At 44.2% G+C, this 15,993-nt stretch carries 10 protein-coding genes; 1 reads left to right on the top strand and 9 read right to left on the bottom strand.

Going from position 1 to position 15,993, the window contains the following annotated elements:
* Positions 1 to 815: 815 nt before the first annotated feature.
* The 9 genes from glmM to NG821_RS11230 all read right to left on the bottom strand — a co-directional run bounded on the left by glmM (position 816) and on the right by NG821_RS11230 (position 14,882).
* Entirely contained in the window at positions 816 to 2,207 is a 1,392-nt protein-coding gene (gene glmM, locus NG821_RS11270) for a phosphoglucosamine mutase (RefSeq protein WP_252761764.1), read from the bottom strand.
* Positions 2,208 to 2,231: 24 nt separating this feature from the next.
* Complete coding sequence (locus NG821_RS11265; RefSeq protein WP_252761763.1) at positions 2,232 to 2,906, bottom strand: DUF4827 domain-containing protein; 675 nt, start codon at positions 2,904 to 2,906, stop codon at positions 2,232 to 2,234.
* Positions 2,907 to 3,088: 182 nt separating this feature from the next.
* Positions 3,089 to 4,123 (bottom strand): DHH family phosphoesterase, encoded by a 1,035-nt coding sequence (locus tag NG821_RS11260; RefSeq protein ID WP_252761762.1) that lies wholly within the window; start codon positions 4,121 to 4,123, stop codon positions 3,089 to 3,091.
* 77 nt (positions 4,124 to 4,200) lie between these two features.
* Positions 4,201 to 5,112 carry a glycosyltransferase family protein gene (locus tag NG821_RS11255; protein WP_252761761.1) on the bottom strand — a complete coding sequence of 304 codons (912 nt, stop codon included), beginning with the start codon at positions 5,110 to 5,112 and terminating at the stop codon, positions 4,201 to 4,203.
* 188 nt (positions 5,113 to 5,300) lie between these two features.
* Positions 5,301 to 7,673 carry a translocation and assembly module lipoprotein TamL gene (gene tamL / locus NG821_RS11250; RefSeq protein ID WP_252761760.1) on the bottom strand — a complete coding sequence of 791 codons (2,373 nt, stop codon included), beginning with the start codon at positions 7,671 to 7,673 and terminating at the stop codon, positions 5,301 to 5,303.
* A 30-nt stretch (positions 7,674 to 7,703) separates the two neighbouring features.
* Positions 7,704 to 12,371 (bottom strand): translocation/assembly module TamB domain-containing protein, encoded by a 4,668-nt coding sequence (locus NG821_RS11245; RefSeq protein WP_252761759.1) that lies wholly within the window; start codon positions 12,369 to 12,371, stop codon positions 7,704 to 7,706.
* A 263-nt stretch (positions 12,372 to 12,634) separates the two neighbouring features.
* A complete protein-coding gene (locus tag NG821_RS11240) occupies positions 12,635 to 13,315 on the bottom strand; it encodes an RluA family pseudouridine synthase (RefSeq protein ID WP_252761758.1) in 681 nt (226 codons plus the stop codon).
* A 106-nt stretch (positions 13,316 to 13,421) separates the two neighbouring features.
* Positions 13,422 to 14,174, bottom strand: a complete 753-nt coding sequence (gene fabG, locus NG821_RS11235; protein WP_252761757.1) for a 3-oxoacyl-[acyl-carrier-protein] reductase — start codon at positions 14,172 to 14,174, stop codon at positions 13,422 to 13,424.
* A gap of 117 nt (positions 14,175 to 14,291) precedes the next feature.
* A complete protein-coding gene (locus NG821_RS11230; RefSeq protein ID WP_252761756.1) occupies positions 14,292 to 14,882 on the bottom strand; it encodes a TetR/AcrR family transcriptional regulator in 591 nt (196 codons plus the stop codon).
* A gap of 853 nt (positions 14,883 to 15,735) precedes the next feature.
* On the opposite strand from NG821_RS11230, the gene NG821_RS11225 reads away from it, so the two are divergent.
* Positions 15,736 to 15,888, top strand: coding sequence for a transposase (locus tag NG821_RS11225; protein WP_317233092.1), 153 nt, complete (start codon positions 15,736 to 15,738; stop codon positions 15,886 to 15,888).
* The last annotated feature ends 105 nt before the right edge of the window (positions 15,889 to 15,993 follow it).

Raw genomic sequence — 15,993 nt, 5'->3', positions numbered from 1 at the left:
GCATAGAAGTCAACCTTTATCAGGATTAGAAGATAAAATGTCAACCATATGTAGGATTAAGGAAAATAATGAACAACTTAATTCAGGCTTAAGGCTAAAAGTGGTCAACCAATATTAGGCTACCACAAAAACTTCCAGAAATGACAATGGGAATCTTCCTCTTAATCTGATTTTCAAGAGGTTTAACAACAGTTGTCTCTCCCGTTGTCATTCTTAGATAGTCTACCAATCGTTTTATATAATCCTCTTTTTGCATGTAATCATTTCTATATGATTATGTGCAAACATAATGATTATCTTATTAATTTCAAAATTTCACCCTAGAAATCTCTATTTATTGTTATGGGAATTTTATAGACACTGTAATTCTTTGAACTCAATTACTTTGTATTCCACCCTAATTTCAGAAGAATCACATAACATACAACGAAACTTTTAACCCAATTCTCTCCATCATTTCTCGTACTCCACAAAAAAACTTTAGTAATTATTTCCCTACCCTTCCTTTACAGTTCCTCCTATAGATTATAAAATACAGTCTTATCATTTATCAACTGATAAATTCCATAATTTATACTATTTTTTACAAAGTACGAAAACTCGGAAGCGTTTGAAAGTATAAACAGCATGAAAAGTACGGAGAATGCCTAACGGAATGAGGGACATACCCCCATTAGTATGAATTGGCAAAATTAATTAATTTTGGAGATGTCTCAAAATATAGAGAACCCCGATAGTTGTTTGTCCAACTATCGGGGTTCACTTCAGGTTGCTCTACATCCTCTTTATTATTTTTGTACTGACACAAATGCCAGTTAGAGCATCTGCTTCACTTCCTGCATGATTTTTTCACCTATAGCATCAGCTTCCTTTTTCGATTTAGCCTCACTGTAGACACGGATTATCGGCTCTGTATTACTCTTGCGCAGATGAACCCAGCAATCAGGGAAATCGAGTTTGACGCCATCTATTGTCGTCACTTGGACATCTTTCTTGGTAGCATACTGATCCTTTACTTTCTCAAGAATGGCATTGATATCAGTAGTAGGCTTCAGGTCTATGCGATTCTTTGCCATGAAATAGTTGGGGAAAGTAGCCCGAAGTTGACTTGCCTTACATCCTTTCTGAGCCAAACTACTCAGGAAAAGAGCGATGCCCACAAGAGCATCACGGCCATAATGACAAGCCGGATAGATGACTCCACCGTTACCTTCACCTCCGATGACGGCACCGACTTCTTTCATCTTCGTTGTCACATTCACTTCACCAACGGCAGCAGCGTAGTATTTGCAGCCATGACGTTCCGTCACATCACGCAAAGCCCGCGTAGAACTCAGATTGCTCACGGTAGGTCCCTGAACATGATCCAATATGTAATCAGCCACTGTCACCAGCGTATATTCCTCACCATACATTTTACCATCTTCCTGAATGAAAGCGAGACGGTCGACATCAGGATCTACGACTATACCAAGATCATAGCCTCCCTTGGCCACTTCTCCCATGATTCCTCCAAGATTCTTCTCCAGAGGTTCAGGATTATGGGCAAAATTCCCATCAGGAGTACCGTTGAGGAAGCGTGCTTCCACGCCAAGCGTCTTCAACAGATACGGAAGGATAATACCGCCGACAGAGTTGATGGAATCCACGATGACCTTGAAATGAGCCTTTCTGACAGCCTCAACGTCCACCAGATCCAAAGCCAGGACTGCATCGATATGACGCCAGTTGAAAGTATCGTCATCCGTATAACTTCCCAGATGGTCAACATCTGCATATTCGAAGTCTTCCTTGGCAGCAATATCCAGAACTTCATTGCCATCAGCTTTGGTCAGGAACTCACCCTCACTGTTCAACAGTTTCAAGGCATTCCAATGCCTGGGATTATGACTGGCAGTAATGATGATACCGCCTGCAGCCCCACTCAGGCGAACTGCAAGTTCTGTGGTCGGAGTTGTGGCGAGTCCTATATTCAGGACATCGTAGCCCATACCCATGAGGGTACCGCACACTACATTCTTGACCATAGGACCGGAGATACGCGCATCTCTGCCAACGACGATCTTGTGTACGGAAGATTTTTCGCTTTTCCGTATGAACGTCACATAAGCTGAAACAAACTTTACGATATCCAGAGGATTCAAAGTATCCCCTGCTCGTCCTCCGATTGTTCCTCGGATTCCTGAAATAGATTTAATTAGTGTCATGATATTTTTCCTGAAAAATGATTATTATCTTCCCCTCATATAAGTGATGTCATAGAAACAAGCGTACACATTGCTGGACGCATACATCTGGCCTTCTGAAGAAGGTACGATGAGGCGTACATGAGCAACATTGTCGCCACGTCCCAAACGGATATAGGAGAGTGGTACCAGCCAACCTGCCGGAACAGAAGCTGAACCGTAAGCACTGTACATCAAACTGGTCTTACTGTCAAATGAAGCAGTAAACGTCCCACTAGTATTCGTCACAGACATTGTCTCCGGAGCACCGCCATTGGAAGGAATCCAAGCTTCATTCGTCAACTGGGCTGAATCCAAGTCCAGTTTTTCTGTGATTTTAAACTTTGGTTGATCGTTCAGATTATACTCGGCAAAACGGCAGAGCACATCTATTGTCTGTCCTTTCCGGATCGGCTCGCCTTCTCCCCGATTAAGGATCTGCATATAGACTCCCGTCGTATTGAACAAAACCCACTGATTATGAGTTGCATCACTCAATGTCACCGTATCCTTCAAGAACTCATCTTCAGAAATAGTTTGTATATTATTGGTTACTATAAATGTATTGATGTTGTGTCGCTCTGTCTCTTTCTGATGGGCATAAGTCTCGTCATCACTACAAGACGAGAACGACAAAACTGCCATCAAAAATGCTAAGATTACGATGATTGATTTATTCATTTTATGATTTTTCATTGAACTTCTTTTCGTCAAAACCATCCAGATCTTACCGAAGCTCATCATTACTAAAAAGTTAGGATGCATCTATAGGAACTATTAGCGAACTACTGCTTCAAGCCTTGGTCATTTGCTTTTCTGACAGACTTTACCTGCACCACCGCTGCAAAAATACGAAAAAGATTTTATTGCAACAAGCCGGCATAAGCTTTTATGGCTTTTCTTACCACTTTTTCAGCTTCTTCCATCGTACAAAAGAGTTTGCCTCCACTGGCATTGAGATGACCTCCGCCATTGAAAAATTCCTGAGACATCTTGTTGCAGGGAAAGTTGTCTACAGAGCGGAGACTTATCCAGATCAACTGATCCTGATCTGTATCCTCACGCAAAGAGATCGAGAGTTTCATCTTTCTGATACGCAAAGGTTCATTGACCAGTCCCTCGGCATCACCTTTGACGTAATGAAAATTCTTTAGTTCTTTACGTGTGATAGTATAGTAAGAAGCGTGGAGATCTTCGAAGACATTCAATTTCTGATACAGTATATACCCTCTCAAGCGGACTGCCCAAGAACTGTAATTATTGAAAACATTGCGATATATCTTGTCCTTGTCGATATGCTTCGTCAACAGTTGGCTAATGATAAAATAAATGCCGGGATCATTGCTATTATAAGTAAACCCTCCTGTATCTGTCATCATGCCACAATAGACGGGGATGGCGAAATGCTGTGTCATAGCCTCAAAGCCACCTAACTGCCACACGATCCGGAAGACCAATTCACAAGTGGAACTTGCGGTAATGCGTGACAAAATGAGAGCACCTTCCAGACCCGGTCCGGGGTGATGGTCGATGATCACCTTCTTGGCTTTACAATTCTGAAGGAGAGGCATCATATCATCTACACGCTTCTCTTCGCTGAAATCGAGGTAGAACACCAAGTCAGCCGATGCGAAGAGAGCCTTGACCTCTTCGGGATGCTTGTCATAGCGCATGATCTTCTCATTATTCGGAAGCCAGTGCAAGAAATCCGGGTAAGCATCCGGCATGACGACTGTAGGATTCTTACCTAGATAGCGCAGGTATTCAGACCATCCGAGACTTGATCCTACTGCATCTCCATCAGGTGATTTATGTCCGACAAGAACGATATGGGAAGAAGTTGCTATCCAGTCTTTCAGGGTAGCAACTTCTTGTTCTGTTAATATATTAATATCCATAAATGGGTCTCAACCCGCCTCAGCAGTCAAAGCTGAACGGGATATGTTTGGGAATAGTCGTTATTGTTTCAAACGAGTTAAAAAAGCCGATTAGGATAGATACCGTCATCAACAAGTTTTTGGATCTTTGCCACCACACTCGGGCGGTCAGCAGAATAGGTCACACCAAACCATTTACTCGTGGTATCCAGCACCCTTACGGTAGCCGTACCGTCATTGATGAGTTTGTTGACCATCAGAGGAATGAAGAACTCAGCCTTAGGATTCTTCTGAGTCTCTGGATCTTTCAGGAAATCCTTGAAATAATCAGCGCTGTAGTTGAAATAATCAGGAGTAAATCCCCAGACATTCATACTTACAGGTGTATTGTCAGAGACAGGAATCCAATTACCCTTTTCATCCTTATAGCAGACCTTGCCGTCACGCCGGATGATCTCAGTGCGTTCTACGACAGTCGTCAGATTCTCCTTGGCGTCTTTGGAGCAGATGCCGCGAGCCACAGTACCATTCTCACTCAAAGTGTTGCCCACACGGAAGCCAACCATCGCATAGCGGTTCTTGGATCCGTCAGGAAGTTCAGAGAGGAACTTACCGATGACCTTGAAGCAGTCACGATTGTAGAAATCATCGCAGTTGATAACGGCAAATGGTTCCTTGATAACGTCACGTGCCATCAATACGGCATGATTAGTGCCCCACGGCTTGGTACGACCGGCAGGTACAGAAAAACCCTCAGGTAGAGCATCCAAACTCTGGAAGCAGAGTTCGACAGGCACATGGCCTTCATATTTTGACAGGATCTTCTGACGGAACTGGTCCTCAAAATCCTTACGGATCACGAAGACGATCTTCCCGAATCCTGACTGAATGGCATCATAAATGGAATAATCCATGATGGTCTCCCCATTAGGTCCCATACCATCAAGTTGTTTCAGGCCGCCGTAACGGCTGCCCATGCCTGCTGCAAGTAGCAATAATGTTGGTTTCATAGCGATTGATAATTACATATTATTTTAACTATGCAAATTTAATAAAAAGAAGGGAGACAAAGACAGGCCACCACTTGTTTTTTCATCCCATTAATAATTTTTGTCTCTTTCTGCCACACCGGAAAAGACAGAAAGCGGACAAGCGGACAGGCGGACAATCGGCAGTCCAATGGGTCTATCCAAACTGTTCAGAACGGATAGCCGACGGCCAGATGAAGACTCTGGGCATCCTTGAAGTGCGGGATATTGTAAAAGCCGCTCCGGTCAGTATCATAAGGCACGTGCAGTCCTATACCGTAGTCGAGGCGGATGACGAACATCCCCAAGTCATAACGGATACCCACACCTGTACCGACAGCCAGTTGCTTGAGAAAATTATTGAATTCAAATTTGCCCCCGACCTGCCTATCATTGTCCCGGAGATTCCACACATTACCTGCATCCATGAACACTGCCCCATACAAATTGCCGAAAAAGCGAGGGCGGTATTCCAGATTGGCCAGAAACTTGACATTTCCGGTCTGGTCGATATAAGAATATTTGGAATCCTGCGGTACGAATTTTCCCGGTCCTATACTGCGTACATTGAAGGCCCTGACACTATTGGCACCGCCCACATAAAACTGTTCATAATAAGGAATCTCTTCCGTATTGCCATAGGCCCAGGCGACACCTGCATCAAGATGCCCCACAAGGGTGGAATATCCCGAAAAGCGCCAGTATTTCACGAGATCGGACTCTATCTTCAGGAATTGCGCATAAGGGTTCTTGAACATCTTCTTGTTTTGTTCACTCCATTTCTTCCCCGCCACAGTATAACCCAGCGAGAGCAGGTTGCCGGCCTCGCTCACTGTCGTCGACCAGGTGATCGGACTCAAAAGTGCGGGTTTGCTGGTATAGGTGTAGGTGAAACTCATCTTGGGAACCATCTGATCGCGCATGGAGATCTGGAGATAAGGGTTATCGTTCAGGAGCGTGTCAAACTTGGCCGTCTTGCTGTTCATGTATTCATAAGAGATGGACAGCGGCGTGAAAGAAAAATGAGACTGGGCCGTAGGCATCCAACTATAGGTGAGTTCGCCTGAAACGACATGACGCTTGAAATAGCCTGCCCTGTTCAGGATGTTCAAGGCAGCCTTGATGGTCGTAGTAGGCAACAGGGTAAATGATTTGTTTTTCTTCTTCTGGCTGTGCTTGTGTTTCCCTATCGACAGATCCCTGAACAGCGTTTTCGGCGTCAGCAACCGAGGTATGACAAGGGAGACATCTCCTCCATATTCGTAGGAATTCACGCCGGAACTTGTTCCCTCATTAGAATGCCCGGTCTGCCACTCATAGGAGCCATGGACATTCATGTTCAGATTATCGCCTCCGCGGAAAGCATTACGCTTCGTAAAACCCAGGACCAGTTCCGGTCCTATACGCCCTGTCGTCTTCCCAGTCGCATTCGTCTCGATATAGAAATCATAAGGTTTGTCGAAAAGCAAGTCCATATTGAGATCCAACGTATCGCAAACAGCTGAAGTATCCCGTGGTATGAAGTTTAATGCGGCACTGCTGAAGAGTCCCGTACTCTGGAAATATCGGCTCGTCTCAAGCTCTGTATCAGCACTGTAGAGTTGCTTGGAGCGGAATTTCAATCCTTTGGCGATGACGCCTGCCCGAAGCGCAGGGCGCCTGCCATCAAAATGTGCCGTGAAATAACGGAACTTCCGGCTATTGGAAAGGCTGTCACGATATTGCTTGCGTAGATTGACATTGATATTCCCGATGTACCACTGTTTCTTCATCCTGTTCTCCAGGCTATCAGACAAGACAAACCGCAATCCCACTTTCCCTTTCACTCCGACCGTATCAGCAACATAAGAGGCCAGATTACTCTGGTAATAGTAGTACCCTTGATTGCGGAAGAGCGAAGAAATGCGCTCACGTTCCAACTCCAGGTTGGGGACATTGAAGGGATCGCCTTTCTTGATGACGGCTTCTGCTACATGATTCTGCATCAAACTGTCGGATATTGCAGAAAAACCGATATAGCGTAAGGAATCGATGGTCCACAAATGTCCCATATCAACGGTATAACTCAATTTGGCAACCTTGGGATTCTTTAATGTCCGCACCTTATAAGAGATCTGCCCATTAAAATAGCCGAATTTCCGCAATTGGTTCTCTGCGACTTGGACTCTGAGTTGAGGATTAACGCCACTCATCAGCGTGGGAACAGATCCCAAAGTCTTGGCAAGCCACATCCCCACGGAATTATTGCTCTTAGCAAAAGCATTCCACAACCAGAGTCTGATAGGAAAGGGGGTACGGTAATAACTGCTTCCAAGGATAGCACCCGTAGGAGGGGAAGCCAGAACCGACTCCATCTCAGTCTGAGTCTCTACAGCATACTTGCTCTTGTCCGTGTTCTTATACGTGATCTTGTCCAATCCCGCAAAAAGTTGCTCTCCATCAGGGATGGCTGATGTAGTGGAACAAGCACACAACAGGAAAACGCCGAACAATTCAAGTGCGGTCTCCAGCCTTTTTCTATATTTTCTACAATTGTACCTCATCCTATCTTTCTTCATGCCGTTCTGTGACAACTATTTCTTTTCTGATACCGAATCCTTTTTCACCTCGGATTTCGCTCCTCTATCTGTCCTCCTGCGAAACAAACCTGTGGAAGACTTATCTGATTTGAAATTGAAAATATCCTTGAAATGCTGCAATTTCCTCTTCCAGGTAAAGCCCACGCCATATTCGCCGATCTGCCCCTCCAGCCAGTCATAATAATTGTTATTATAATAGGCCTTGAGATATTGACTGGCATTCTGGTCAAGACGGTACTGCAATTCCACATCACTGAAGAACGAGTCATTGCGCTTGTTCTCGTCAATGTCTGCCCCGGAAGACAACTGCCCCCCGACGATAAAACTCAAACGGTTGTTCCACAGGCGCTTGGAGAACTTGAAGTTGTAATCGGTATGCAGTTCTCCTTGTGAGTTCGTCGAGTTATTGACCGTCATTCCCAAATTGAGTCCGAGTGAACGGGTGGCATTCCCTGCAATCATATTGATCTCGCTGTTCAGGAAAGTGCTCAAAGCACTGTTCATGGAAAACTTGCTGGTATTGCCATTGGCGGTATACATCCCCGTCGCCAACATCGTAACGGCTATCTTACCCTGCTCTTCTGCGGACATCGTGTTCAATTCATCCTGCACGGCAATATCACTGGGCGCGCTAATGATAAACTGTATCCCCATCTTGTGGAGGGTCTTGGAGAGTTGTACGCCGCAGACAAAATCTACCGACCGCCCCAGATCCTTCCCTTCACTGACAGAGGCCGTGACAGATTCCGTAGCCGTAATATTCAACTTCGGGTTCATCGGATCACCGGTAAACTCGATGTAACTCCCGTTCTGAATATCGAATGTCTTCAACGGGATAACCGGCAGAGAATACTTCATCTCTCCATTGTTCAACGTATACTTGCCTATCAAGCGTAAATTGTCTTGCGAATTATAGGTCAGAGCTAAGTTGCCGCCACCTTCCAGATCGATGTAATTGGTGTGCAGGGCATTGAGGGAACAGAGTATTCGGGCCGCTTCATCGACCTTGACCGTCAGAGACATGTCGAGGCCCTGGATTTTAGGACGACTCACCACATCAGCCGTGGAATCCTTGAAATCAGTAAACTTGACCAGTTCGTTCAGATCATCATCTGTCGTCAACTCAGATTCTTTCAAGACATACGTCATATCCGTCGTCCCCAGGACGCTGATCATTCCTCTCAGTTTCATATTGTCCACCGGTCCCTTCATTGTCCCGAAGAAATCGACAAAGGCCTTTCCGAATGCAGTAGACTTGGGATTTTCCTTTGCGTTAATCAACTCGAAGTTCTGTGCCCGCATGCGGATATCCAGCATCATCCGGTCCAGATTAGAGAAGTCGAAAGTTCCTGAAACATTCAGAGGACTGTTGTTGTTGGCAAAAACCTCAAAGTTCTCAAAGAGCAGATGACTGCCCACAATCCGTACAGGATCATTGGCAAAGCGCATGGAGACGCCATAGGCGTCACTGTATATATAGGAGGAGTCCAGATAGATCTCACCCTCTACATCAGGCTTCTTCAGAGAGCCTTTCACGGTCAGGGTCCCCTCTCCCTTGCCTTTGAATCCAAAGAGTTGGTCGGGGATAAATCCATTGAGCAACTCCAACGGGGTCTTTTCCATCTTCACCCTCGCGTTGATATGGCCCGCTCCCTGAGGGTGATAGATGCCGTCTATTGTTGCCACCTGATTGCCGTCCTTCAAGAGGATACCATTGACCTGATGAGAGCCGTTCTCTTTAGGGACATACACAAACTCAGTACCGACATTCCCCATTGGGCATTTGTCATAAACCATATTCTGGACATCAACGTCGGAAGAGACCGAGAAACGGTCTTTAGTCTGAGTCACATGGAAATCCCCACTCATATCTCCCGAAATATCAGGGGTATAAGGAAGGACCTGGAATATTTTCTCCAAATTCACATGGTTCAGACTAAGTGTCAGATCCTGCAAGGCTTCAGTATTCTCGTCATTCGAAGTGAGTTGTGCTCCTGTCCCGTCTGAATCTCTCAGGACGACATTTGCAGAGACGCGCCTGTCATCTCCCAGGTAGAGATAATTGTCCTCATTCGCCGTAAAGGACTTATACCCGAGCAGAGGATGCGGATCAGTCAGATGGACACGAATGCCATGTTGTTCCAGCATAGCCGCCAAACCGACATCTATTCCCAGTCTGTTCTGATCATCATAGAGTTTGGCCCGTATATCAGACCCTTGTTGTGTAAATTTTCCATTCGCCAAAGCCCTGAAAGCATACTGAGGGTTGTCCTTGTTATTTGCGACCTTCAGATCATAGTGAATCTCATCATGCTCTGTTTTGAACAAGGCTCGGATGGTATCAAGGCACACCTGTTTAAAGGCCAAAGAATCCAGATGAACATAACCGTTAAGTCCCCTGGCAGGTGACGAGGTCAGGTCCATCTCCGCATTTTTGAAATGATAGCCATAATGTTCGAGGACATGGTAGACGAAATTGTCGTTTCCTGAAGTCAGGAAGATACGCGCCAAGGGGAAGTGGTCCATCAGACTCCGCTGGTCAATCTTCCGCTCCTTCAGTTGTCGTGCTGTCTTTCTCTGCAAATAGTTCACCTGACTGAGCAGTTTCTTGTATCCGCCTTTGCCTTCAGCATTGAAGTGGAAATCACCGCAGTCCACACGGGCATACGTCGAATCCTTCTGGGAAAGGACATCCATGTGAATATCTTCGGGGCGATAGGTCTTTTTACCATTCGAAATAGACAGATTGCTCACAAGTCCCTTGGTTCGGATATAGCCCTGACGGTTAGTAGCCAGACGGACCATTCCCTTGAAACCTGCCGTTATCGAATCATCTGTCAGTTTCAGATGGTAAAAGTCGATCTTGCTCAGGTCAGCGACCAGTGTAGCTTCTATAGGTTGTATACTGGTTCTCGCCTGGAGATTGACAGTACCCTGTAACAACGGGTTATGACTGTTGATATGAGCCTTAATCCTGCCTCGGGAGATGACTGCATTAGCCAAGATATGGCTGAAATCATAGCCTCCGAAAGTGAATCTCAGCACCCTCGCCCTTGCCTGCAGGTTCGTCTTCGGAGAGAAGATATCTGTGCCGCGTCCGTTTAAGACAATATCTCCTGAAAAAGGATGCAAGCCCTGATGAGGGACGAAATTCTGCAAAGGAAGATTTCTGGCAACAAGACTGGCACGATAGGCCATTTGACCGGTGTGAATAAAACCTTTCGCCCGCAATGTTCCACCACCCTGACTGGCCTGGAAATCGCCTCCCAAGCGTTTCCCGTCAACATCAAACCTCCCCTTGATCGCAATTCCACTGGGGATATTGATCATTCTGTTGAAAGAGGGATCTAAAAGACTGGTGAGAAAATTCAGACGATAAGTCTGGGCATTCAGAAAGAAACTTGCCCGAAGACGGTCCAAATTCGTCAGTGAGGCCAAATAGCCATTCGCCTGCAAATGGAATGCGGTAGGCAGGATCACAGTAAGACCGCTGAAAAGGGCATGCTGCATGTTCCCCCTGAAAGACCCTTCAATACTCAAAGGGTAATTAGGCCATGACCTTCTGAATGCAACTGGCATCGAACCCATGAAACGCATCAGGTCTTGTTTGCCAATGGAACCATGGAGAGAAGCATCCAGTATGCCGGGATGATCATCATCAAAGGCATTCAAATCAAGATTGAGCCGTGCCTGCACCTCTGACTCTGGGGTCCTCAAATATAAATTGGGCACCCTGAACTTCAGGGAATCCAAGGCTAGGGCTCCCTTCAACGAATTGACAGTGATGCCGCTTCTCAACTCATTGAAATGAGACCGGAGTATATTGATATTCAGACTGTCATTGACATAGCGGAAATCCTTGGCATCCAAAGCTAATTGGTTGAGGGACAGGTGATTCATATCCAGACCATGCCCTTTGGCATACACTTCAAAAGGACGGTCCAGACGGAAAGCACCGTTCTGCCAATTGAATGCTCCTGCGGAATAAAGACTTTTATAAAGGTCCAGATAACCTTCTTGAGCGTTCAGATCTCCCAAAGTCGCCGTCAACCGTAAAGAATCGCCCGGCATATGAAGCGTAAAAAGGGTATGGTGAGCATGGAAACGCTGGATGTTGATCTTCCAGAAATTGGTATTGGGTGTCGTATCAGGAGGTACGGTATCGCTTAGGGCCACATCAATATTGGCATCGGAAAGGTCACAATGGTTGACATTGACATATTTCAGGTTCAGGTCTATACCATGCGAACGGACCATCAGTTTCCCGATATTCCCCCGGATACGAACCTTATGAATGAAGTTGGTCGTGTTGACCTTCATTCGATTAAAACTCAGTTCGTCTACCATCACATGGCCATGAAAAAGGGGCATCAACTGGATATTGGCTATGGTCCTATTGATGTCGGCAACAGTATCTTTCTCCTGGGGAACAGAATCATTCTGCTGAAGGACTTTTATACCGTCCACACCTAGATCCAAAGGAAATACCAAGTTGACACGCTGCACGGAAATCTCCATACCCGTCTTTTTCGACGCATATGATGCAACTTGATGTACGATAAAGTTTTGTACAGGAGGAAAATATAATAATACGGTGAGAAAGACGAATAACAGGGCTAATCCCAGAATCGCTGTCATCACTCCTTTCAGAACTTTTTTCATAAGCTGTGGTGAAACCTGAAGCAATCAAAACAAAGACTTCTCAGGATTGTGATGCAAAGTAAATCATTTTTTCGGAAAAATAGAAATAATTACATCAAAAATAATCCAATTTATACCAATTTGTGAAGATCAATAAAAGATTCTATTGTTTTCAACGACTTTGTTTAAGTTCCAAAAGTGAATCAACAGATGAAGACAAATTCTTCTATCTAATCTTCCGGAATTGGTATAGGTAAGGTTGAGCCGCTCTCTGACAAGGCTCTTCAATCTTCTACGTTGGAAGTAATATCCTTCCATAACCGATTATCAGGGACCGGTGCTGTGGCTAGAATCGTTTTCTTAGATACCGGATGCACGAATTCTATCTGGTGTGCCAGAAGATCTATGCCGCCTCCGGGATTGCTCCTCTTTGCCCCATACTTCAGATCTCCTTTTATAGGACAACCGATGTGGGCCAACTGACAACGGATCTGATGATGACGGCCGGTCATCAGATTTACTTCCAGCAAACAGTAATGATCTGAATGGCCGATGACTTTATAGTGCAATATTGCTTTCTTGGACTCCGGGACTTCATGATCATAGACATAACTTTTGTTCTGCTTTTCCTTCCTGACAATCCAATTGACGAGTGTCCGTTCTGGTATCTCCGGTACGTTTTGCACGATTGCCCAATAAGTTTTATGGACATCTCCCTTGCTGAACATCACGTCCAGACGGGACAATGCCTTGGAGGTTTTGGCAAACACGACCAAACCTGCAACAGGTCGGTCTAAGCGATGGACAACTCCTAGAAACACATTTCCGCTCTTTTGATATTTGTCTTTCAAATAAACTTTTACAGTCTCTGAAAGAGGCGTATCACCGGTTTTATCCCCTTGAACGATTTCACCGCAACTCTTGGAGACGATTATAATATGATTATCTTCGTAAACAGGTATCAAAATTCGAAGGTTTAGAAAATTTCATAGCTTTATCATTCTAAAAACAAATTTGGTTATCAGGCAAAAGGTCAGAAAAGACCGGAACCTGATAACCAAAAAGTTGTCTTTACATATTCATGCCACCATCGACCTGAATGACCTGACCGGAAATATAACTGGACAAATCAGAGGCCAGATAAAGGGCTGTATTTGCGATATCTTCAGTCGTACCTGCACGACGAAGCGGTATCTTCTTTACCCACTCCTTGCGGATATTATCCGGCAGAGCCTGGGTCATGGCTGTATCAATGAATCCGGGAGCTATCGCATTGGCACGAACACCTTTAGGGCCCATCTCCTGACCAATACTCTTGGCCAAAGCAATCAGTCCTGCCTTGGAAGCTGCATAATTGCATTGTCCGGCATTGCCATGGACACCGACTACTGAAGCCATATTGATAATGGAGCCTTTACGCTGATGCATCATGACGGGCAGACAAGCGTGTATAAAATTGAATGCGCTCTTCAAGTTGACAGCAATGACGGCATCCCACTGAGCTTCAGTCATCCTGAGCATCAATCCATCCTTTGTGATACCAGCATTGTTGACGAGAATATCAATGCTCCCGAAATCAGCAAGTACTTGTTTGATGGTCTCTTCTGTCTGAGCAAAATCTGCCGCATTACTGGCATATCCCTTTGCCTTTACACCGAGTGCCTGAATATCCCGCTCTGTACCTTTTCCACCGTGTTCTTCGTCAATCGCAAGATCAGTAAATGCAATATTTGCACCTTCTTGAGCAAATTTCAATGCGATAGCTTTTCCGATACCGCGCGCAGCTCCTGTAATAAGGGCTGTCCTACCTGTTAATAATCCCATTTTTATTCTTTATTGATTAAATAATAATAAATTCTTTATTGACAACATCCGGGAAATTTATATTGAAACCACGAGAGCTTCCATCAACCTACCGGAGATTCTGACCTTGGACAAGGTTTACTCTTTCCGCTTGCCTAAAGCACCATAAACAAACTTAGCAACTATCGGTTTGCTGGACTCTTCTGTCAAGCCATGCCCCAAGCGCCCATAAATAAAGGGAACTTCAAGTCCCTTAATACAATAATGGGTGATATCCGCCACTAAGTCTACATTTTCAATATCAAATTCGCCTTCTGCTTTACCGTCAGCGTAAACTTTCCTGAATATCTCTATCTCATCTTCATCAAAATTCTTTCGCACCTTCTCAACCATCCAGATATTCCGGAAAAATTCAGCGCGAAGATTCCCATTCCGCATGACAGTCTCCTTGATCATGCTTAAATGGGTATAAATCAATTTTATGATTTTGTCCTGTGGCAGTATCTTTTCAGAAGCCACTTCATCCAATTTATCTGATAAACGCTCCAATTCCGATTCTATTACTGCATAATAGACATCTTCTTTGCTCTTGAAATAAGTATATAGGGTACGACGTCCTTTCTCAGAAGCTACGGCAATGTCATTCATCGTCGTATTATTGAGGCCATTCTTAGCAAATAGCTGTCGGGCAACATCCACTAACTTCTGTCTTGTTTTAGATATGGACATCTTAATTCCTCCGTAATTTAAAATTGCACATTTTTTCTATATGTGCAAATATACCCCTTTTCTTTGGAAACGACAAATTAAAGGAATGAAAACGAACTTATTTTAGGAAAAATTAGAGTTACAGAAAACCCTTCATACGATATTCTCAAAATTGACATAACCATAACAATTCGTCCCAATTTTATCCCAAACAAGAACAGAAATCAGAATGGTATTTGGAACAAATATCCATCCTTCGTGTATGAAGAAAACATCTATGAACGACTACGATATTCTCCTTCGTGTCACATTTAGGAAGGCAAATAAAATGTAAACAAATTAAGCCATATCATGACAAGCGAAAAGGATGAACTTTGCATCATCAACTTTAACAAAACCTGAAGAGGGCTCCGTCATCTGACATGAGTGAGGTATGAATGAGTTGTATTTTTACCTAAACAAAAAGCTGAAATAAAGTCTAAAAGCAACCTCAAATTTACTGATGAGTTTGAAGGATTTGTTTTTCAGAAATGAGGGAGTGTGCTTTATCTTGATCTAAAATTGATAGTCTTCTTAATGGGATTTTTTAGTATCTTAGCAACCGCAAATCGAGAAGATGCGCAATAAACATCGTGATATGTCAAAAATCACTTTATTGTAATCAACTCTATTCTGGTTCATTCTACCATCTTTCGCTGCATTTAGTACGGATCTATTCGACCAAATTAACCAAGGACGTAGCAAGACCGAAGATGGAGCTATGAGTCAACAAGGTTGAGGAGATGAAATATCCGCAGTTCAATACCGTCTTCGAAACGTTCAAGCAGCATTATGAGGTTGCAAAGCCACGCCTTATAGGAATCAATTTCAACTCATTGAAACATTCAAGCAGCATTATGAGAGGATACATAACTTCTTTAACCAAAGATTCACCAATACCAATACGGAATCATTCAATGCCAAACTAAAGAGTTTTAAGACTACTTTCAGGGGAGTGGAAGATGTGTATAATACTCCCCAATTTTAGTACAGGTGCTAAAGTTAAAGAATATTGTTTATCTTTGCACTAAGTAAGAAAGGAACAGAAATGGGAAGAAGAAGTAAGTTTGAACCAAGTTTTAAGGCAAAGGTA

It is taken from the genome of Segatella cerevisiae (assembly GCF_024054555.1).
Classification (GTDB): domain Bacteria; phylum Bacteroidota; class Bacteroidia; order Bacteroidales; family Bacteroidaceae; genus Prevotella; species Prevotella cerevisiae.
The sequence above is the reverse complement of the archived record's forward strand: the minus strand, read 5'-3'. Positions and strand labels throughout refer to the sequence as shown.

Bases quoted from the DNA above. Each gene is read 5' to 3' on its own strand.
- glmM (WP_252761764.1), bottom strand. From the start codon at position 2,207: ATGACACTAATTAAATCTATTTCAGGAATCCGAGGAACAATCGGAGGA.
- NG821_RS11265 (WP_252761763.1), bottom strand. From the start codon at position 2,906: ATGAATAAATCAATCATCGTAATCTTAGCATTTTTGATGGCAGTTTTG.
- NG821_RS11260 (WP_252761762.1), bottom strand. From the start codon at position 4,123: ATGGATATTAATATATTAACAGAACAAGAAGTTGCTACCCTGAAAGAC.
- NG821_RS11255 (WP_252761761.1), bottom strand. From the start codon at position 5,112: ATGAAACCAACATTATTGCTACTTGCAGCAGGCATGGGCAGCCGTTAC.
- tamL (WP_252761760.1), bottom strand. From the start codon at position 7,673: ATGAGGTACAATTGTAGAAAATATAGAAAAAGGCTGGAGACCGCACTT.
- NG821_RS11245 (WP_252761759.1), bottom strand. From the start codon at position 12,371: ATGAAAAAAGTTCTGAAAGGAGTGATGACAGCGATTCTGGGATTAGCC.
- fabG (WP_252761757.1), bottom strand. From the start codon at position 14,174: ATGGGATTATTAACAGGTAGGACAGCCCTTATTACAGGAGCTGCGCGC.
- NG821_RS11230 (WP_252761756.1), bottom strand. From the start codon at position 14,882: ATGTCCATATCTAAAACAAGACAGAAGTTAGTGGATGTTGCCCGACAG.